16 protein-coding genes are annotated in these 20,023 nt (G+C 44.4%); 14 read left to right on the top strand and 2 right to left on the bottom strand.

Annotation, left to right across the window (positions count from 1 at the left end):
- The first annotated feature begins 9 nt into the window (after nt 1–9).
- The 3 genes from HMPREF0833_RS00545 (at nt 10) to HMPREF0833_RS00555 (ending at nt 5,506) form a co-directional block, all read left to right on the top strand.
- Nucleotides 10–966 (top strand): Gfo/Idh/MocA family protein, encoded by a 957-nt coding sequence (locus HMPREF0833_RS00545; RefSeq protein WP_013903241.1) that lies wholly within the window; start codon nt 10–12, stop codon nt 964–966.
- Nucleotides 967–1,347: 381 nt separating this feature from the next.
- The gene (locus HMPREF0833_RS00550) at nt 1,348–2,283 is read left to right on the top strand and encodes a metal ABC transporter solute-binding protein, Zn/Mn family (RefSeq protein WP_013903242.1); all 936 of its coding nucleotides are present in this window, start codon (nt 1,348–1,350) and stop codon (nt 2,281–2,283) included.
- Between the two features lie 7 nt (nt 2,284–2,290).
- The gene (locus HMPREF0833_RS00555) at nt 2,291–5,506 is read left to right on the top strand and encodes a pneumococcal-type histidine triad protein (RefSeq protein ID WP_013903243.1); all 3,216 of its coding nucleotides are present in this window, start codon (nt 2,291–2,293) and stop codon (nt 5,504–5,506) included.
- A 239-nt stretch (nt 5,507–5,745) separates the two neighbouring features.
- Here the strand turns inward: HMPREF0833_RS00555 and HMPREF0833_RS00560 are convergent, their stop codons facing one another.
- The gene (locus tag HMPREF0833_RS00560; protein WP_013903244.1) at nt 5,746–6,930 is read right to left on the bottom strand and encodes a DUF2974 domain-containing protein; all 1,185 of its coding nucleotides are present in this window, start codon (nt 6,928–6,930) and stop codon (nt 5,746–5,748) included.
- Nucleotides 6,931–7,076: 146 nt separating this feature from the next.
- On the opposite strand from HMPREF0833_RS00560, the gene HMPREF0833_RS00565 reads away from it, so the two are divergent.
- The 5 genes from HMPREF0833_RS00565 to HMPREF0833_RS00580 all read left to right on the top strand — a co-directional run bounded on the left by HMPREF0833_RS00565 (nt 7,077) and on the right by HMPREF0833_RS00580 (nt 11,725).
- A complete protein-coding gene (locus HMPREF0833_RS00565; protein ID WP_041818110.1) occupies nt 7,077–7,754 on the top strand; it encodes a response regulator transcription factor in 678 nt (225 codons plus the stop codon).
- On the top strand, nt 7,747–8,721 hold the full coding sequence (locus tag HMPREF0833_RS00570) for a sensor histidine kinase (RefSeq protein WP_013903246.1): 975 nt from the start codon (nt 7,747–7,749) through the stop codon (nt 8,719–8,721). Before HMPREF0833_RS00565 ends, HMPREF0833_RS00570 begins: the two co-directional genes overlap by 8 nt.
- Before the next feature lie 115 nt (nt 8,722–8,836).
- Nucleotides 8,837–8,965 (top strand): hypothetical protein, encoded by a 129-nt coding sequence (locus HMPREF0833_RS10950; protein WP_255309065.1) that lies wholly within the window; start codon nt 8,837–8,839, stop codon nt 8,963–8,965.
- A 15-nt stretch (nt 8,966–8,980) separates the two neighbouring features.
- Nucleotides 8,981–9,739, top strand: a complete 759-nt coding sequence (locus HMPREF0833_RS00575; protein ID WP_006596750.1) for an ABC transporter ATP-binding protein — start codon at nt 8,981–8,983, stop codon at nt 9,737–9,739.
- On the top strand, nt 9,740–11,725 hold the full coding sequence (locus HMPREF0833_RS00580) for an ABC transporter permease (RefSeq protein WP_013903248.1): 1,986 nt from the start codon (nt 9,740–9,742) through the stop codon (nt 11,723–11,725).
- A 367-nt stretch (nt 11,726–12,092) separates the two neighbouring features.
- On the opposite strand, the gene HMPREF0833_RS00585 is transcribed toward HMPREF0833_RS00580, so the two are convergent.
- Nucleotides 12,093–12,356, bottom strand: a complete 264-nt coding sequence (locus HMPREF0833_RS00585; RefSeq protein ID WP_003012241.1) for a SemiSWEET family transporter — start codon at nt 12,354–12,356, stop codon at nt 12,093–12,095.
- A 280-nt stretch (nt 12,357–12,636) separates the two neighbouring features.
- On the opposite strand from HMPREF0833_RS00585, the gene HMPREF0833_RS00590 reads away from it, so the two are divergent.
- From HMPREF0833_RS00590 to HMPREF0833_RS00615, 6 genes are all read left to right on the top strand, one after another.
- A complete protein-coding gene (locus HMPREF0833_RS00590; protein WP_040803284.1) occupies nt 12,637–12,894 on the top strand; it encodes a SemiSWEET family transporter in 258 nt (85 codons plus the stop codon).
- Between the two features lie 259 nt (nt 12,895–13,153).
- The gene (locus HMPREF0833_RS00595; RefSeq protein ID WP_013903249.1) at nt 13,154–13,531 is read left to right on the top strand and encodes a YbgA family protein; all 378 of its coding nucleotides are present in this window, start codon (nt 13,154–13,156) and stop codon (nt 13,529–13,531) included.
- The gene (locus HMPREF0833_RS00600; protein WP_013903250.1) at nt 13,532–13,897 is read left to right on the top strand and encodes a TIGR02328 family protein; all 366 of its coding nucleotides are present in this window, start codon (nt 13,532–13,534) and stop codon (nt 13,895–13,897) included.
- A 207-nt stretch (nt 13,898–14,104) separates the two neighbouring features.
- Nucleotides 14,105–17,167 carry a type I restriction endonuclease gene (locus HMPREF0833_RS00605; RefSeq protein WP_013903251.1) on the top strand — a complete coding sequence of 1,021 codons (3,063 nt, stop codon included), beginning with the start codon at nt 14,105–14,107 and terminating at the stop codon, nt 17,165–17,167.
- Nucleotides 17,167–18,771 (top strand): HsdM family class I SAM-dependent methyltransferase, encoded by a 1,605-nt coding sequence (locus HMPREF0833_RS00610; RefSeq protein ID WP_013903252.1) that lies wholly within the window; start codon nt 17,167–17,169, stop codon nt 18,769–18,771. Before HMPREF0833_RS00605 ends, HMPREF0833_RS00610 begins: the two co-directional genes overlap by 1 nt.
- Entirely contained in the window at nt 18,764–20,017 is a 1,254-nt protein-coding gene (locus tag HMPREF0833_RS00615) for a restriction endonuclease subunit S (protein WP_013903253.1), read from the top strand. The genes HMPREF0833_RS00610 and HMPREF0833_RS00615 overlap by 8 nt, the downstream gene beginning before the upstream one ends.
- Nucleotides 20,018–20,023: the final 6 nt, after the last annotated feature.

Raw genomic sequence — 20,023 nt, forward strand, 5'->3', positions numbered from 1 at the left:
GATTAAAGCATGGGCAAACACATTAACTATAAGTGGGCTAGTCTTGGAACAGGCGTTATTGCCAATGAATTGGCGCAAGCCCTTGAAGCGCTTGATGGGAAACTCTATTCCGTTGCCAATCGTACCTATGACAAGGGGCTAGCCTTCGCTGAGAAATATGGGATCGAAAAGGTGTATCATGAAATTGATGACGTCTTTGAGGATCCTGAAGTGGATATCATCTATATCTCAACCCCTCACAATACGCATATTAATTACCTTCGTAAGGCCCTCGCAGCTGGCAAGCACGTACTCTGTGAAAAGTCCATCACTCTCAACAGTGAGGAATTGGCAGAAGCGATAAAGCTTGCTGAAGAAAACCATGTCAAACTGGCAGAAGCCATGACCATTTTCCATATGCCTATTTATCGGAAACTCTCTGAAATTGTGGCAAGTGGGAAGCTGGGCCCTCTCAAGGTCATCCAGATGAACTTCGGTTCCTATAAGGAATACGACATGACCAACCGCTTTTTCAATCGCAATCTGGCAGGTGGGGCTCTACTGGATATCGGTGTCTACGCTTTGTCTTTCGTGCGTTGGTTTATGACGTCACAGCCGACAGAGATGGTTTCACAGGTCAAGCTGGCACCGACTGGTGTCGATGAGCAAGCGGGGATCCTTCTTACGAATCGTGAAGGGGAAATGGCGACGGTGACGCTGAGTCTTCACGCCAAACAACCGAAACGTGGGACAATCGCTTATGACAAGGGCTATATCGAACTCTACGAATACCCGCGTGGCCAAAAAGCGGTCATCACCTATACGGAAGATGGTTCACAAGAAGTGATCGAAGCAGGAGAAACTGCCAAAGCCCTCCAGTATGAAGTCCTCGATATGGAAGCAGCAGTTGCAGGAAAGGAAAATCATCTCTACCTAAACTACAGCCGCGATGTCATGGACCTCATGACTCAACTCCGCAAAGACTAGGGCTTGGTATACCCAGAAGAAGAATAACGAAATGAAAAGAGGCTGGGACAAAAGTCCTAGCCTCTCAATTGTTTTTGGATTGTCGAGCAAGCCGCAGTGGTTGAGTGGGCTCTACTACGCTGATTTCATCAGCTTTTACAGCCCTACTCAACTGTGCGGAGGTGGGACGACGAAATCGAATTCTAACGAATTACCGATTTCTGTCCCACTCTCTTTTTTTACTGCAAGAAAGGCTCGTGGGGTCTAGGAAATTGTTAGTCTCTAACATTAAAAGGAAAAAAATGTAAAAAAGGCTTGACAAAGCAAATGATTAGCAGTATTATTAACTAGTTAATTAACTGATTAATAAACTAGTTAACGAAAATGAAAAAGAGGTGAAGAATGATTAGGAGAAAAATGAAGGTTCTGGGACTCTTGTTTCTCGGTTTCTTTCTACTGACAGCTTGTGGAAGTCAAGGAAATGCGGGCAAGCCACCTTCTAAAAAAGGTCTTAAAATTGTCACGAGTTTTTATCCCATCTATGCCCTGGTCAAGGAAATCTCTGGCGATCAAAATGACATCTGGATGGTTCAGTCAGGTGCAGGGATCCATGATTATGAACCCTCAACCAAGGAAGTGGCCCAGATCTATGATGCAGATGTATTTGTCTATCATTCTCAGACCCTGGAATCTTGGGCCGGTCGCTTAGATCCCAATCTTCAAGGTTCCAGGTTGCGAGTGATCGAAGGTAGCCAAGGAATGACCCTTGATAAGGTGGCTGGATTAGAGGATGTCGAGGCTGGTCAGGGAAAAGAAGCCAAGCACTTGTATGATCCACATACTTGGTTGGATCCTGTAAAAATTGCAGAGGAAGGAAAGATTATCGCCCAGCGTTTGGGAGAGATCGATCCAAAGAACAAGGAGCTCTATCAGGCCAATGCTCAAAAGCTTGAAAAGCGCTGTGAGGACCTAGTAGCCCACTACCAACCTCTCTTTGACAAGGCCAAGCAAAAGACTTTTGTGACCCAGCATACGGCCTTTTCTTATCTGGCCAAACGCTTTGGTCTCAAGCAGTTAGGGATTGCAGGGATATCCCCAGAGCAAGAACCGACCGCTCGGCAATTGGCGGAGATCCAGCAGTTTGTCAAAGACTACAAGGTAAAAACGATCTTTGTGGAAAAGCACACGTCGTCAAAAGTGGCAGATAGTATCGCCAAGGCAACAGGGGCGCGTGTCAAGGTCTTGGATCCACTGGAAGCCGATCCACAAAACGATAAGGATCTATTAGAAAATTTAGAAGAAAATATGGCGACTTTAGCCAAGGAATTAGAGGAGTAAATCAAGAATGAAGAAAAAGGGAACGATTGGATTGGTAGCGACCTTGGGGCTAGGACTCTGTGCCTATGCGCTCAGTCAGCAACCACAAGTCAAGGAAGAGAAAAAGAATCAGATTCAGTATTTGCAAGCGGACAAGAAATCGTCAGCGACTTCCTCCAGCAAAAAGGAGGACAGCATCGAAGCGGTCAATGCCAAGGAAAAGACCCAGGCAGAGCAGATTGTCATCAAGATTACAGATGAAGGCTTTGTCACTTCTCATGGGGATCATTTTCATTACTACAGCGGCAAGGTCCCATTTGATGCCATCTTTAGTGAAGAGTTGATTTTACGTGATCCAACTTATCAGCTGCAAGAAGCAGATATCGTGAGCAAGGTCAAGGATGGCTATATTATTAAACGCGCTGGGAAATACTATCTCTACTTAAAGGATGCCCAACATACGGTTAATGTGCGCTCAATCGAAGAGATCGCTCAACAGCAAAAGGGAGGCGCTAAAGAAGAAGGGGAAACGGGATCGGTGCAAGCGAGCTCCTCGCACAAGGCAGGAAAGACCCGTGACTTCCGTCAACCGAGTCAAGCGCTGAAAGAAGGGAAGACTCTTGAGATGCTGACGGCTAAGAACCATACAGGTGGTGGCTATCGTACGGACGATGGTTATGTATTTAGCCCTGGAGATGTCATTTCAGATACAGGGGACGGCTTTATTGTGCCCCATGGCGGCCATTTCCATTATATTCCAAAGAGTGCCTTATCCGCTGGCGAGTTAGCAGCAGCACTTTCGGTATTAGGAGGTCAATCTGGCCATCAGACTGGGAACTCACGCCTAGCTGGAGCAAGCACAGAGCAAGGGCAAGGAACTTCAGATCAAGCCTCTCCAAGCCTTGGGAAGCAAGCGAGCAACCAGCCATCAGCCAGTCCAACCAATACACAGACAACCCCAACGACATCTAAACCAAGTCCAAGTCTGAGCAATCTGATCGAAGAATTGCAGAAAGCCCCGTTGTCTTCTCGTCATGTGGAATCTGATGGTTCTGTCTTTGATCCAAGTAAGATTACCAAGTGGACCGATCAAGGGATTGTCTACCCTCATGGGGATCATTTCCACTTTATCCCATACAGCTCCCTATCTCCTTTAGAGCGTGAGTTGGCGCGGCAATTCCAATTGCTTCGTGCTCAAGGATCTAGTAGTCCAACAGAAGTAAGTCCAAGCTTGCCTTCAAATCCAAGCATAAGACCAGTTGATCCTGATCATGAGCATGGCGACAGTCACGATCACAAAGAAGAACACGACCATGGCTTCCACGCAGACAAGGTCATTAGCAAGGACGAGGAAGGCTATATGGTCGCTCATGGCAACCATGCCCATTATTTCTATAAAAAGGACCTTTCTCCTCAAGAGATTGCAGCAGCAGAGGCAACTCTGGCAGGTAAGAAAGAAGAGGACAAGGGTCAGCCCCTGACAGATGATGTTGCGACCTATTCTCGTGATGCCTCAGATGAGGAAAAGATCCAGTACATCAGTAAGACCTACGGTGTCCCTCGTGAGGCCATTAAGATTTCCAATGGTTTCTTTGTCTTTAACAATCCAGACCAAGAATACGATCCGACCCACATCCATCCTTATGCCGTTCGGAAGGAACATGTCCGGATCCCACTTGAAACTGGCAATCCTGAACTAGACTTTATCAATGAACTCTATGCAACAGCCCTTCGTTCAGGGATTTCTCCATATAGCCTTCAGATTGAAAATGGTCAGTTTGTCATCCCGCATGGCGATCACAACCACTACATCAAGGTGCGTTCAGCAGGGCTAGCAGACTACTTAGCCCACCGTCTTCCAACCATCCAATCGCCATACAAAAAAGGAGACTTGGACAAGAAAGTTGTAGAGGACAGAGTCAACCAGCTCTTAGCAGAAAGCCGGACTCTCTATGCTTCTGATCCATTGCAACAAAGACGGATTGAGCTCATCTTGGGCCACTTCTTGGAAAATGTCAAGAGTTTCCCAAGTAACTCAACAGAGGGCTATCTTGCAAGTCTCAAACAGGTTGATGCGCAGTACATTCATGCGACTCAAGCGGTCAAACCAAAAGAAGAGACAGCCCTAGATCGTCGTTACCAAGAGTTGCTGGAACAAGTGCGTTTGCTAGACACAGAAGCCTTCCAATTGAAGAAGGAAGAGTTGGTCTCTCAACTGCAGGAAGCCTATGCTGCCAAGGACAGCAAGCGTTTAGAACAGGAAGGGAAGCTATTAGAAGCTGTTCAGGAGATGCAAGATCGGACGGGTGTGACATCGGTCGACTACCTCAAGTATTTCTACCAAAGCTTGAGCGATGCGCGCTTGACACCAGAACTCCGCACTAAGGCAGCAGATCTAGCCTTGAAGCTCTACCGAGCTCAAGCCTTTGAAGAAGCTTGGGATTCCAAGTCTCACTTTATGGAACTCTACCAAACCAAGCAAGCTATTGACCAGCTCTTCTCCCAAGAAAAAGGCCAAACCTATCCTATTGAAAAAACAGTTTTGGATCTAAAAGGAAGTCAAGCCCCATCCTACAACTTAGCGGTTTATGATTTCCTCAAAGGCTTGTATGGAGAGTTGGATAAGGCGACAGAAGCCCGTCAACAGAACAAGATTTTGACAGCTCTCTTAGAGCAAATCCAGTCGCTCTTGCCACAAGTCGAAGATCAAGGCAAACGAACTGCCTTTGAAACAAGCTTGGCTCAACTTGGAAAAGAAGCTAATCCAGACAAGGCTATTTCAAGTGGGGAAGCACTTCTACGCGAAATCAGTGATACCATTGAAAAGCAAAAACAAAAGCAAACGGAAGAGCCTCAAATTGGGGATGTCGCTCTTTATCAACAGCTTTATAACCAGTTGATGGCCCTGCACCAACAATTGGTGGACAAGGGAGCTAGTGATGCTGTATTTGATCGCTTAGAAGCTCTCTTTGACCAATTGGCTAATCCAAAGAGTGATAAAGCAGCCTTACTACAGGCCATCCAAGCCTTCCAGGCAGAGTTGGCAGCAACGCCATCTGCAAGCGAAGCGGGCAAAGCAGCTACCACAGCTGAAACGCCTGTCCCTACAGAAACTCCGGTGGAAAAAGAAGCAGCAGCTTCAGAAGGAAGTAAGCCTGCCACAACTGAGACAGAAACAGAGCCTGCAAGCGCAGCTGTAACAGAAGCAAGCACGCCAGATACTCCATCTCCTCAGAACCAATAGAAAATAGAAAAGAGAGTGGGACAGAAATCGGTAATTCGTTAGAATTCGATTTCGTCGTCCCACCTCCGCACAGTTGAGTAGGGCTGTAAAAGCTGATGAAATCAGCGTAGTAGAGCCCACTCAACCACTGCGTCTTGCTTGACAATCCAAAAATAATTGAGAGGCTAGGACTTTTGTCCCAGCCTCTTTTTGCGTTTTAGTGAATAGAAGAAGTTGTCTCTTTTTTCAGTTGTTGAGCCTCACTCCTTGTGTTCTAAGAGCAGTGGCGAGGTAGTCTCGACTGCTTGTTTTCGCTTGAAAAATGCAGCCATTTGAACCAGGATACGAGGAACTGTTTGCCATTTTTTCCATGCTTGGACCCGGGTATCGATGAGTTGTTTAGCGAGACGTTCCAGCATTTCCCGCTCAGTTGGATCTAGGTCCTGAGCATTTTGAAGGATTTCTTTGGCCTTGGCTAGTTGCTTGAGATCGGTTAGGTCATTGATCGAAGTGATGCCGGCATCCAGAAAAATGCCAAAAAAGGTGTCAAAAAACTTCTTGCGCTCCTCTGCCGATGTTTCGCGAACCCATTGTTTCAAGGTCAGATCGGTCTGCTGGCTATCTGGACTGGTTTCAGAAACGGTCACAAAGCTGTAGTCCTTGATTTCCCAAGTAAAGGCGTCGTGCTGAGCAAAGCCACCAAAAGCGCGACTTTTGACAATGGTCGTCGGTTCTGGCACTTCCAACATCATGCCAACGATGGATCCCTGAGGGACAAAGCGACGAATGTTTGGGGACGTCCGCTGGTAACCTTCGGTTTCGATAATGGCCTTGTTGAGGCCAGGAGCATCGTAGCTGTAGATCGCGTCGACCCGTTCAAACAAAGAATCAGGTAGATACGAGCAGGCATAGGTCGCAAGGTTGCCCCCTTTGGAGTGACCGGCCACTAAGAAGCGTCCTTTCGGAAATTCCTTCATGACATTTTGCAGGTAGCTGGCTGCGCGCTTCTGAGCTGGAACATGGTCCATATAGGTCATGTGGAAGTCTTCCTTCCAGCCGATCAAGGTGTCATCCGTCCCTCTGAAAACGACCAAATACGTATCCAGACTAAGCCGATAGGTCATGGCCGCAAACTGTTTTTGTACATCGGGATCGTACTCATCGACATAGTTAAGGAGTTTGATGTTCTTAAAGCGCTTTGAACTAGCTAATTCATCGACTAATTGGAGGTGCTGGTTACTCACGATGAAATCGGTAGTCCGATCGATCAGTTCCATCGCATCAGACAGGCGCACTGGGATTCCTGTTGTATCTCCTTGAGGCACAATGTGTCCAAAGGGCAGATAGGTCAGCTCTGTCAATGCGAGAACATCCAGTTCTTTGAAGGGGCGGTCATATATGGAATCATAAGTCACTTCTTTTAGGTAATCAAAAATCGTCGACATCTGTGCCTCCCGTGTCTTATTTCTTTCAGTATAGCACAAAAATGGGAGTAGAAAAAGCTCTTACTGTTAAGAAGGCTACGCTCGATCTTTTTCTCTGCTTCTTAATCTGTTATAATAGGAAGAAGAAAAAAGAAGGAAAGAAAGCCATGCATAAAATTCTCTTAGTAGAAGACGATGAAATTATCCGCCAACAGGTCAAACAATTATTGGAACAATGGGGCTATGAAGTGGTCGCAGCAGAGGACTTTATGGATGTCCTCGGGATCTTTGTCGAAAGTGACCCCCACTTGATCCTCATGGATATTGGCCTGCCTCTCTACAATGGTTACCACTGGTGCCAGGAGATTCGTAAGGTTTCAAAGGTTCCGATCATGTTTCTTTCTTCACGGGATCAAGCCATGGATATTGTCATGGCCATCAATATGGGTGGAGACGACTTTGTCACCAAGCCTTTTGACCAAAATGTCCTCCTTGCCAAGGTCCAAGGGCTCTTGCGCCGCTCTTACGAATTTGGCACGGATCAAAATCTGCTGGAGCACCGGGGTGCTATCCTTAATCTCAAGTCTACGGACTTGATGTATGAAGGGGAAGTCATCAAGCTGACCAAGAATGAATTTCAGATCCTGCGCGTCCTGTTTGAGCATACAGGCAGTATCGTAGCACGCGATGACATGATGAAGGAGCTCTGGAATAGCGATTTCTTTATTGATGACAATACCTTGTCTGTCAATGTAGCCCGCCTTCGTAAGAAACTAGAAGAGGCTGGCTTGTCAAACTTCATCGAAACCAAGAAAGGCATCGGTTACGGGTTGACCCATGAATAAATTTGGAACGATCTTCTGGCAGTACGTGGTATCCCGCAGGCGCCTAGTCTATCTATTGGTCATCTTTTTGGTCGTCGATTTGGTTTTTGCCTATCTCTTTCCAGAGACAGGGACTGTTTTCCTCTATGCGACCCTAGTGCTAGGCTTTTTTGCCCTCTGTATCTTGATCTGGGATTTCGCCATGACCTTTCAAGACTACCGCAAAGCCGCACTTTATGAGGAAGTTGAGGTTGCTTCGCCTCTGGAACACCTCCTTTATGAAAAATACACGGAAGAACAGCAGGCGCGCTTGGAGGAAGGGAAGACCGCCCAGGCCAAGTTCAATGACCTGATGGATTACTATACCCTCTGGGTTCACCAGATTAAGACGCCCATTGCGGCCAGCCAGCTCTTGGTGCAAGATGTCGAGACACCCATTGTCAAGCAGCAGATGGAGCAGGAGCTCTTTAAGATTGATTCCTATGCCAATCTGGTTTTGCAGTACCTGCGACTGGAGAGTTTTCATGATGATCTGGTCTTAAAGCGCGTGTCGGTAGAAGACTTGGTCAAGGAAGTGGTCCGCAAGTATGCCCTCTTTTTTATCCAAAAGAACTTGACAGTGGACCTACATGATTTGGAGCAGGAGGTCATCACCGATCGCAAGTGGCTCCTAGTCATCATCGAGCAGCTCTTATCCAATAGTCTCAAGTACACCAGCACCGGTGGGATTGAAATCTATTTTAAAGACCAGACTCTCTTTATAAAAGATAGCGGGATTGGGATCAAAAATAGCGATGTGCTTCGCGTCTTTGAGCGGGGCTTCTCCGGCTACAATGGCCACCTGACCCAGCAATCTTCAGGGCTGGGGCTCTATCTATCTAAGAAAATCGCAGAGCAATTGGGCCACAGGATCACCCTCCATTCAGAGGTCGGCCAAGGCACGACCGTTGCCATTCGCTTTGAAGAGAAGAAGTTGGTCATGGATTAAGATTTCCCCATCTTACAAAAATGTAAGAAATAAAGGTCAAAATGAAAGGTTAGGTTATGGTAGCCGCCTTTTATTTTTTATACAATAGTCTCATCAAATGAAGGAGGTCAAGAAAATGAAACTCTTGAAATGGATGAAACAACTCAAAAAGACTGAGCAACCCTGTAACCAACCCGATCTGGAAAAGACGGAATTTGGTCTCCAAGTCCTGCAACAAACCCAAGAATTTTTCTTGATCTACTAGTAAAAGGAGAAAAGCATGTCATTACTAGATGTTCAACATATCAAAAAAATCTACAAAACCCGCTTTCAAGGAACGCAGGTTGAAGCCTTAAAGGATATTCACTTCACCGTGGAAAAGGGTGAGTACGTGGCTATTATGGGGGAATCAGGATCCGGGAAATCGACCCTTCTCAATATCCTAGCCATGCTGGACCAACCAACCGAAGGACGGGTCTACCTCAATGGCACGGACACCTCAACCATCAAGAACAAAGACGCATCGAGCTTCCGTCGCGAAAAACTAGGTTTTGTCTTTCAAGATTTTAACTTGCTCGATACCTTGTCCGTCAAAGACAATATCCTTCTCCCTCTAGTTCTCTCACGCAGGCCAGTCAAAGAAATGATGAGCAAGGTCGATAGCGTCAGTCGGGAATTGGGTATTCACCAACTTCTTGAAAAATACCCCTACGAAATCTCTGGTGGGCAAAAGCAACGGGTGGCCGTAGCGCGGGCTATCATCACCTCACCTGAAATCCTCCTTGCGGATGAGCCAACAGGGGCGCTGGATTCCAAGTCTTCAGCTGCGTTACTGGACGTCTTTGAAGATATCAATACCATGGGCCAAACCATTCTCATGGTGACCCACTCAACCGCAGCGGCAGCGCGTGCCAAGCGCGTGCTCTTTATCAAGGATGGGATCCTTTACAACCAGATCTTCCGTGGCGAAAAAACGGAGCGTCAGATGTTCCAAGAAATCTCGGATACCCTGACGGTCATGGCAAGTGAGGTGGAGTAGATGTTTCGATTAACCACTAAATTAGCTTGCTCTAATCTGATCAAGAACCGCAAGCTCTATTATCCCTTTGCGATTGCGGTCATTCTTGCAGTGACCATCGCCTACCTCTTTGACTCCCTGACCTTTAATCCCCACATTTCCGAGCTTAGAGGGGGCTCTTCCATAGTGTTCACTCTCAGCTTGGGGTTCTTCGTGGTCAATGCTGCGGGAGCTATCATCGTGCTCTATGCCAATAGCTTCGTCATGAAAAACCGCTCCAAGGAACTGGGCATCTACAGCATGCTCGGCCTTGAGAAACGGCATCTCATCAGTATGATCTTCAAGGAACTCTTGATGTTTGGCTTTCTAACCATCTCAGCCGGAGTCTTGATTGGAGCCCTCTTTGACAAGCTGATCTTTGCCTTTCTCTTGAAACTCATGAAGATGAAGGTCCAGCTAGTGTCCACCTTCCAACCTGGGATTGTCATCTTGGTCTTTGTCACCTTTGGTCTCATCTTTGGACTTTTGGTTCTTCTCAATGCTTGGCGCATTCTCCGATTGAATGCTCTGCAACTGACACGTGAGAAAGCGAGTGGTGAAAAGAAAGCTCGCTTCTTGTGGCCCCAAACCATCCTGGGCTTAGCCTCTCTCGGTTTTGGCTACTACCTGGCTTTGTCTGTTAAAGACCCCATTTCTGCGGTTTTGATTTTCTTTCTAGCGGTTATCCTGGTCATGATCGGAACCTACCTGCTCTTTAATGCTGGGATCACCGTCTTCTTGCACCTGCTTAAGAAAAAGAAGAGCTACTATTACCAGCCCAATAATATGATCTCGGTCTCTAACCTCATCTATCGTATGAAGAAAAATGCAGTGGGGCTTGCGACTATTGCCATCCTCTCGACCATGGTGCTAGTAACCATCTCTGCAGCAACCAACATCTATGTCGGTAGCGAAATGGTCAAGAAAATCATGGCGCCTCATGATTTCTCTGTCCAAGGAAAAGGGGTCGATCTGGAGCAGATCAATCAGAAATTTGATGAATTTGCCTCTGAGCACCATCTCAAGATCAAGAATCGTGACCTGATGACCTATGCCAACTTTGGGGTTAAATCACAAAAGGGCACAGATTTCACCGTCTATCCAGCTGATGAACGCAGCGTCACTCCCAAAACCGTCTTTATGGTCTTTGATGTAGCTAGTTATGAACACATGACAGGCGAACACGTTGATCTGGCTGGCAACCAAGTCCTTCTCTTTGCCCATAATAAGGCTTTGACAGGGCAGAAACAGTTCACCATCAATGGGCAAGACTTCCAAGTCAAGAAAGAAGTGACCAAGGATTTTATCACTGATCATGTCCCAAACATGTATAACATGCTGACGGAGGATTTCAACTACCTGATCGTGCCGGACCTCTCAGTCTTTGTCGCTCAGTTTCCAAATCTGGCCATCAATACCAATATCTACGGTGGCTTCAATGTCAATGTCGATGAAGATCAGCAACTCAAGCTAGCAGCTAGTTATGACAAGATGATCGATGAATTGAGCAGCCAACAGGGCCAAGGGACCTTTATCTATGGAGGCAACCGAGCCAATGATGTGGCAGAGTTGAATAGCCTCTTTGGTGGCATCTTCTTTATCGGTATTTTCTTGTCATTGATCTTTATGGTCGGAACAGTCATCGTTATCTACTACAAGCAAATTTCAGAAGGATATGAAGACCGTGACCGCTTTGTCATCCTCCAACAGGTGGGGCTTGATGAAGATGAGGTCAAACGGACCATCAACCGTCAAGTGCGGACCGTCTTCTTCCTTCCCCTCATCTTTGCCTTTGTCCACCTGGCCTTTGCCTACCATATGATCCGCCTGATCCTCAAAGCCCTTGGCGTGATTAATAGTGGCCAAGTCCTCGTCGTCACCCTCAGTGTCTGTGCTGTCTTTCTTATCACCTACCTGATCGTCTTTTGGATCACCTCTCGGAGTTATCGTAAGATTGTGCAGATTTAGGAAAAGAAACTCAAATTAAATTAGAAACTTTCCTTAGGTGAGTACGGACGTCAGCGAACTTCGAAGAAGTTCCATGACTAATTATTGAGCCTAAGGTCTCAATAATTCCGAGTGCCTGAAACATAATTATTTCAGGCACTTTTCTCACAGCGGAAAGTTTCAATATACTCTAATAATAATCAGATATTATTTGGATATTTTTGCACAATAATCCAGCATAGGTTATTCAAAGAAAAGAATTGTCAATTTTTTTAGCTTGCTCATAGCGGGCTTTTTTGTACGAAAACCGACTGCGATTGTTTTTGTTTTTCAAAGGGATACACAAAAAAGACTGAACCCGTAGAGTTCAGTCTTTGTTCACTTTCTATTAAAGTGATGTAAGGAAAGTCAATCCCCCTAGGATGACACCTGCCGAATTCGGAATGATCAAAATCCAGTCTTTTTTAGGTTCCTTTGTCCAACCATAAATGACCCAGATCAAGCAAGAAATAGCAGCTGACAAGGGTTGGAAAGGTTGGGCCTTATTTCCCTGTAAATTAGCAATAATTTGTGGGATGTAGGCAATGAAAACGATAATCCCAATAAAGGCACCGATCGAGCCAACGATTTGGTTGATTTTTTGTTTATTCATAAAATTTTACCTCTGTGTATCAAAATAGCATAAGTGGGAAGAAAATGCAATTAATTTGCATGCTACGCAAAATGAAAACGATCACATTTGCAAAAGAATTAGACAAAGTGTCAAAAAATGGCAACTAGAGAGAAAATTCACTCGAAAAGAAATCCATCTTCCTGCAAAATCACAAGATTGTGACACTTTACAGTTTAGTAACATTTGAAAAAAGTACTTGAATTTTAAGAGGGCAAGCGTTAGAATAGTGCGTACTTAAAAAACGAAAGGTATCATGAAAATGAATGAAAAACAAATGAAAATTCTTGGTTGGGTTGCGACCTTTATGTCTGTGATGATGTATGTCTCTTACTTCCCACAAATTATAGATAATCTCGCTGGTCACAAAGGAAACTTTATTCAACCTCTTGTCGCAGCCATCAACTGTAGTCTTTGGGTCTATTATGGACTTTTCAAAAAAGAACGCGATATCCCACTTGCTGCAGCCAATGCTCCAGGGATCATCTTTGGTTTGATCACAGCCATCACAGCCTTGTAATCAATGAAAGAGAGAGTGGGACAGAAATTGGTAATTCGTTAGAATTCGATTTCGTAGTCCCACCTCCGCACAGTTGAGTAGGGCTGTAAAAGCTGATGAAATCAGCGTAGTAGAGCCCACTCAACCACTGCGTCTTGCTCGACAATCTAAAGACAATTGAGAGGCCAGGACTTTTGTCCCAGCCTCTTTTTTATAACTTCACTCATTTCCATGGTATAATGGGAGGACTATTCATAGAGAAGATCAAAAGGAGACACGAGTGGATCAAAAACATCACTGCCAAGTCCTATGGGCGAAAAATAAATACCTGGTGCTGAGTCATTCCAGCAACATTTACAAGGAGATCCGGGAATACCTCAAGCAAGACCAGGTGGAGGTCAGCCACGTCGAAGGCTTGATCCAGCAAGCACTGGCCTTGCCAGAAAATCGTGGTCAGGTCTCCAATGCCTTCCAGCATATCTGGGGATATTTCAAAAAGCAGGCGACTCCTGAGGAAAAGGCCGACTTCATGCTGCTACTTGAGAAATACCAGCATGGGCAAGCTAGACAAGAGGATCTCATCAAGGGGATCCAAACGCTCCTAGAGCGCTACCCCAATCGCTATTTGCAAGAGTCGACACTACTAGGAGGTCAATAGATGAGACTGTGGCACCAAGATTTGATCTCAAAACTCCCCCGTCCCCAGCTTCTCGGCCAACACCGGGAATGCTGTGCCCTTCGAGGCAATGGCTGGGGCAAGAAGCACGCGACGGTCAACTATGTCTTTGACTACTCGCCCTATCGCCTCTATGCCTATCACCGCCTGATCATGGAGGAGATGACTGCACGTGGCTACAAGGTCAGCCCAGAGTGGTGGGAGCCGACCTATCGAGGCAAGACCTGCCCAGCTTATCCAGAGCTAGAAGAGGAAGTCTTGAGCAACCCCATCTATCCTGAGCACCAGGCTACTTATCTCCAAGAATGCTTAGACAATCTAGCAGAAAAAGGGATCCAACTATACTAAGAAAAAACGAATCAGACCAGGTTCGTTTTTTTGCGCGAAAAACCAACAAAATGCTTTGAAAGCGTTAATTTCTTTTCCAAACATGCTATAATAATAGGAGATTATGCACAGGAAAAGGATAGACGGATGAAGGCAGTAGCAACTCCAGAACTTGAGATTGAAAGACCAAGTACAATCGGAGTAGCACAGCTTTAATAGGATGATGATATGAGAAAAGGGAAAGAATTTACAGAAATGACGAGGGTTCAAATTCCAGCAGCATTGCATCTCATGCGTATGGGCTATACCTATCTTCCTTGCAAAGGGAAGGAAATTGCAGAAAGAGATCCAGAGACGAATATTCTGGTATCTATTTTTAGAGAGCAATTTTTGAAGTTCAATAATTACGCAAATGATGTGGATGTTGAACGAGAGCTAAGTAATATCAAGTTGGAACTAGACCAAAATGATCTGGGACGGGCTTTTTACAAACGAATCATCGGAGAAACAAGTGCGACCTATATTGACTGGGAACATCCTGAAGCAAACACCTTTCATGTAGCGCTTGAAGTTACATATAAGAATGGCCGGGATGAATTTCGTCCGGACCTCGTTGTATTTATCAACGGCATACCTATTTCTTATATTGAAGTTAAACAGCCCAATGCTATCCGAGATGGAAAGACAGGAGTTCACTCAGAGCAAGACAGAACAAAACAACGTTTTGAAAATCGCAAGTTCCGACGCTTTAACAATATCACCCAGTTGATAGCTCTCTCTGACAACTTGCCATATATCAGTGGACAAGGGCAGCAAAAACAAGGTTCTTATTATGGTTCGAATGCCTATTCAAAAACCAAGTTTAATGCCTTCAAGGAAGAAAGAAAAAAAGATTTCCGTCATTCCTTTGCTATGTTAACTGAGGAGCAAATAGACTTCGTCTTAAATGACATGAACCACTTTGCCCTCAAATCTCAACCAGAGTTTACAACAAACCTAAAGCCTGATACACCTTGTAATGCCTTTCTATCTTCTTTGTACCAGAAGGAACGCTTGCTATTTATGCTTCGTTTTGGCCTAGTCTATGTCGAAGAACAAAGTAAGGATGGGCAGATGCAATTGCAGAAGCACGTCATGCGCTATCCTCAGTATTTTGCTACACGTGCCATCGAAGAAACAATCGCAAAAGGTGTCAAGAAGGGCGTTATCTGGCATACACAAGGTTCAGGTAAGACTGCCTTGGCTTTCTTCAATATTCGCTATCTGACTAATTATTTTTCAAAAGAGGGAATCGTTCCTCAGTTTTACTTTGTCGTGGATCGTTTGGACCTGGCAGACCAAGCCTTTAAGGAATTTACCAAACGAGGGCTCAAGGTGAAGCGCATCAACAACCCTCGAGAACTCAATCAAAAACAAGACGGCTATGATGTGGCTGTGGTCAATATCCAGAAATTTAAGGATGATTCAGACCTGACCGACCGCTCTGGCTATGACCTCAATTGTCAAAATGTCTATTTTATCGATGAAGCCCACCGTTCATACAATGAACGTGGTTCCTACCTGCCAAACCTCTATCAGGCAGATACCAAGGCTATTAAAATTGCCTTGACCGGAACGCCATTGATCACATATAAGAAAGATGGTAAGACCAAGGAAAGTCATGCGACCACGCGTGATATCTTTGGAGATTATATCCACAAATACTATTACAACCAGTCTATCGATGACGGCTTTACCCTACGCTTGATGCGAGAAGATATCGAGACTTCTTATAAAGATAATCTCAGATCTATCAACGAAGAAATCCAACGTGGCGATCTATCCAAGGAAGACATCTTTGCTCATCCCCACTATGTAGAGCCTATGCTGGACTTTATCATCGAGGACTTTAATAGAGCGCGTAATGTAATTTTCGATGATCAGACCATCGGTGGTATGATTGTCTGTGATTCGTCCAAGCAGGCGCGTGAGCTTGAAAAACAATTAGAAGAACGTCGTCAAGCTGGTTCAACAAACTTGACCTCAGCTCTCATCCTTCACGATGAGGGAGACAAGGAAGAGAAGAAGGACAAGGTAGATGCCTATAAGGAAGGTAAGATTGACCTCGTTATCGTCTTCTCCATGCTCCTTACAGGATTTGATGCGCCTCGTCTCAAACGCCTCTACCTAGGGCGCAAGATTAAAGCTCACAATCTTTTGCAAACTCTAACCCGTGTTAATCGTCCCTACAAGGACTATCTCTTTGGTTATGTCATTGACTTTGCTGATATTTCCAAGGAGTTTGACAAGACTAATCGTGCCTATCTGGAAGAACTCAATCAAGAGTATGATACGACCCTGACAGGGGAAAATGGTGAGGATGTTTTTGGTTCGCTCTTCGTGTCGGCAGATGAAATTTCTCAAGAGTTGAGCAAGACCGAGCAAATCTTGCTTGACTATCCAACGGATAATCTAGAGTATTTCTCCCAAGCCATCAATGACATCAAGGATAGAAAGCAATTGATTGATTTACGAAAAGCCTTGGAGTCTGTCAAGCAGTACTACAATATTGCCCGTCTTCTTGGCTACCATCACTTGCTCAATCAGATTGATATTTCTCAGATTTCAATCTTGCTTAACATTCTCACTAGACGTATGCTGACACTGTCTCTGATCGATAAACCAGACGACTTCTCTAGTCGGACTCTTTTAAATCTTGCCATGTCTGAAACTAGCTTTAGCTTTGTCAAGATTGCAGAAGAAGAGCTCCGTCTAGCAGCCAATGACCTAGAAGATTGGAGACGTCGAGTTGCAAGTGGTATTAAGAACCAACGGGATGAAAAGGATCCGGAGTGGGTCTCTCTATACGAAGAATTCCAGCGGATCATGCAAAAACATTACATTCATGGGCAAGAAGGTTTTACCATGGAAAATATCAAGGAAACTCAAAAAGACTATGAAGAACTCTTTAAATCCGTGGAGGACTATCATACTCGTATGAGACGCCTAACCATGAACTTTGATGGGGACGAAATGGCAGCTCGTTCATACAAGCATGTGACCAACTCGACTATGGTCAATGAATTTCTAGCTATTTACCATGTTATCAAAGATTCTAAGGTTAAATTAGACCATAGAATCGGTCAAAACCAAGGAGTTTTAGATAATGAGGAATATTTAAAGCGAATGATTCGCGAGCAAGCCCGAAAAGAAATGAAGAAAAATCAATCAGCTAGTAATATGACCAAACAAGATTTTGATAGATTGGTTCAATCACTATTTGAAGAATACGAAGAGGAATACCAACACTAATGAATGAAACATACAAAGTCCAAGTCCAAGACTTGGTAGACGATTTGAAAGCCGTCTTTACCCATGCGGGACTAGGAGGAGAAGCAGGTGAGTACAAACTCCTCACCCAATCCTTCCTCTACAAATTTTTAAACGACAAGTTTTTGTATCAAGCTAAGGTCCTAGATGAGTCCAACACCTATGAAAACCTGCTAGCTATGAGTGAGGAAGACTACGACTGGCTTTTGGAAGATATCGGCACTAGCACTGCTTGGCTTAAGCCAGACCAGTTGATAGGAACCCTCCACCGTCAGCAAAACGAAGCGACTTTCTATGAGACTTTTGAAAATACTCTCAATCAAATCGCCATTGACAATAACGATATCTTCTCTGTTCATACAGATGGCGACACGGCTATTCGTCTCTTTGATGAACGTTTGATTACTGATACTATCTCAGATAGCAGTAAGCGTAATGAGGTCGCAAAGGCCATCATCAATCTCCTTGCACGCGTCAAATTTGATGAAACCATCTTTTCACAAGGTTTTGACTTTTTCTCTACCCTCTTTGAGTACATGATCAAGGACTACAACAAAGACGGTGGTGGCAAGTACGCCGAGTATTACACGCCTCACTCTGTGGCCAAGATTATCGCGGATATCTTGGTGGGAGATGATAAACCTCAAAACGTGCGCATCTATGACCCGTCAGCTGGTTCTGGAACCTTGCTCATGAACCTGGCTAGTCGTATCGGTGTGGATAAGACCACTGTCTATAGTCAGGATATCTCGCAAAAATCGTCTAATCTCCTCCGTCTCAATCTGATCTTGAATGGACTGCAACACTCCATTCACAATATCGTACAGGGAAATACCATCATCGCCAACCGTCATCCTGAAAAGATGGACTATATCGTTTCCAACCCTCCTTTCAAGCTGGACTTTTCAGAGTGGCGTGACCAAGTGGAGACCTTGCCAGAAGCCAGTGAGCGTTTCTTTGCAGGTGTTCCAAAGGTTCCAGCCAAGTCTAAGGACAAGATGGCGATTTACGAGCTTTTTGTTCAGCATATCATCTACTCCTTGAAGCCAGATGGTCAAGCAGCCGTTGTCTTGCCGACAGGCTTTATCACGGCTCAGTCAGGGATTGACAAGACCATCCGTCAGCACTTGGTGGACAATCAAATGCTGGCAGGTGTCGTATCTATGCCATCCAATATCTTTGCGACGACAGGTACCAATGTCTCCATCCTCTTTATTGATAAGAAAAACAAGGGCGATGTCGTCCTCATCGATGCCTCGAACCTCGGAACCAAGGTCAAGGAAGGCAAGAATCAAAAGACTGTGCTGTCTCCTGAGGAAGAGCAAAAGATCGTCGGGACCTTTATCAAGAAAGAAGCCGTCGAGGACTTTTCTGTCACCGTCTCTTATGAGGATATCAAGGAGAAAAACTACTCTCTCAGCGCAGGCCAATACTTTGACATCAAGATCGACTATGTAGATATCACAGCAGAAGAGTTTGAAGCCAAGATGACTGCCTTTCAAAACAAACTCTCAGACCTCTTCCAGCAATCACACGCATTGGAGCAGGAGATAGAGAAGCAGATGAAGGGGTTGAAGTATGAGTGAAGTTACTTGGGAAATAACAAGTTTATCTGAACTAGGGACATTTAGCAGAGGTAAATCGAAACATAGACCTAGGAATGATATAAAACTATTTGAAGGTGGCACGTATCCCTTGGTACAAACAGGCGATGTTAAAGCTGCTAATCTCTATATAACTAAGAATGATTCGTATTACAATGATTTTGGGTTAAAACAAAGTAAGTTATGGCCAGCTGGCACACTCTGCATCACGATAGCGGCTAATATTGCTGAAACAGCAATTTTATCTTATCCAATGTGTTTCCCAGATAGTATTGTGGGATTTAATGCAAATCCTGAAAAAAGTAGTGAATTATTTGTTTACTATTTCTTTGAATATATTAAGAAAGAAATTCAAAAATCTGCTAGTGGAAGTATCCAAGATAATATAAATATTGACTATTTATCAAAAATGAGAATCAAGGTTCCTGAAAAAGATTATCAGGATAAGATAGTTGAAGTACTATCTTCAATTGATAAAAAGATTCTTTTAAACAACCAAATCAACCAAGAGTTGGAAGGCATGGCTAAGACCCTCTACGACTACTGGTTTGTGCAGTTTGATTTCCCAGACCAGAATGGTAAACCCTACAAATCATCAGGCGGAAAGATGGTCTATAACCCAGAACTCAAACGCGAAATCCCAGAGGGGTGGGGAGTGGAGACTCTTAGAGACTTCGAATCGAAAATTATTACTGGAAAAACACCTTCTAGGGCAAATAGTGATAATTTTGGAGGTAAAATTCCTTTTATAACAATTGGAGATATACGTGGAAATACTTTTATTTATAGCACTTCAGAATCATTGACTGATTTAGGAGCAAGCGTACAACAGAATAAGTATTTACCTGAAGGTAGCTTATGTGTTTCTTGTATTGCGACAGTGGGTGAAATTGGATTTACTACTGAATGGTCTCATACAAATCAACAAATAAATTCAATTGTTTTTGAGGATGAAAACCATAGATATTACCTTTATTTTGCGTTGAAAAATTATTTTGAAAATGCCAAAGCGAGTGCAAAGACTGGAAATACTTTTGCTAATATGAATAAAGAAGATTTTTCAGGAATTAGAATCATTCTACCAAGTAAAGAAATCAAAAATAATTTTCACGAAATTTCAGAGCCTTATTTTGCACAAATCAAGTGTTTACAAGGACAAAACCAAGAACTCACCCAATTTAGAGATTGGCTATTGCCAATGTTGATGAATAGACAGGTTATAATCTAATGTTTA

The organism is Streptococcus parasanguinis ATCC 15912, assembly GCF_000164675.2.
GTDB classification, from domain to species: domain Bacteria; phylum Bacillota; class Bacilli; order Lactobacillales; family Streptococcaceae; genus Streptococcus; species Streptococcus parasanguinis.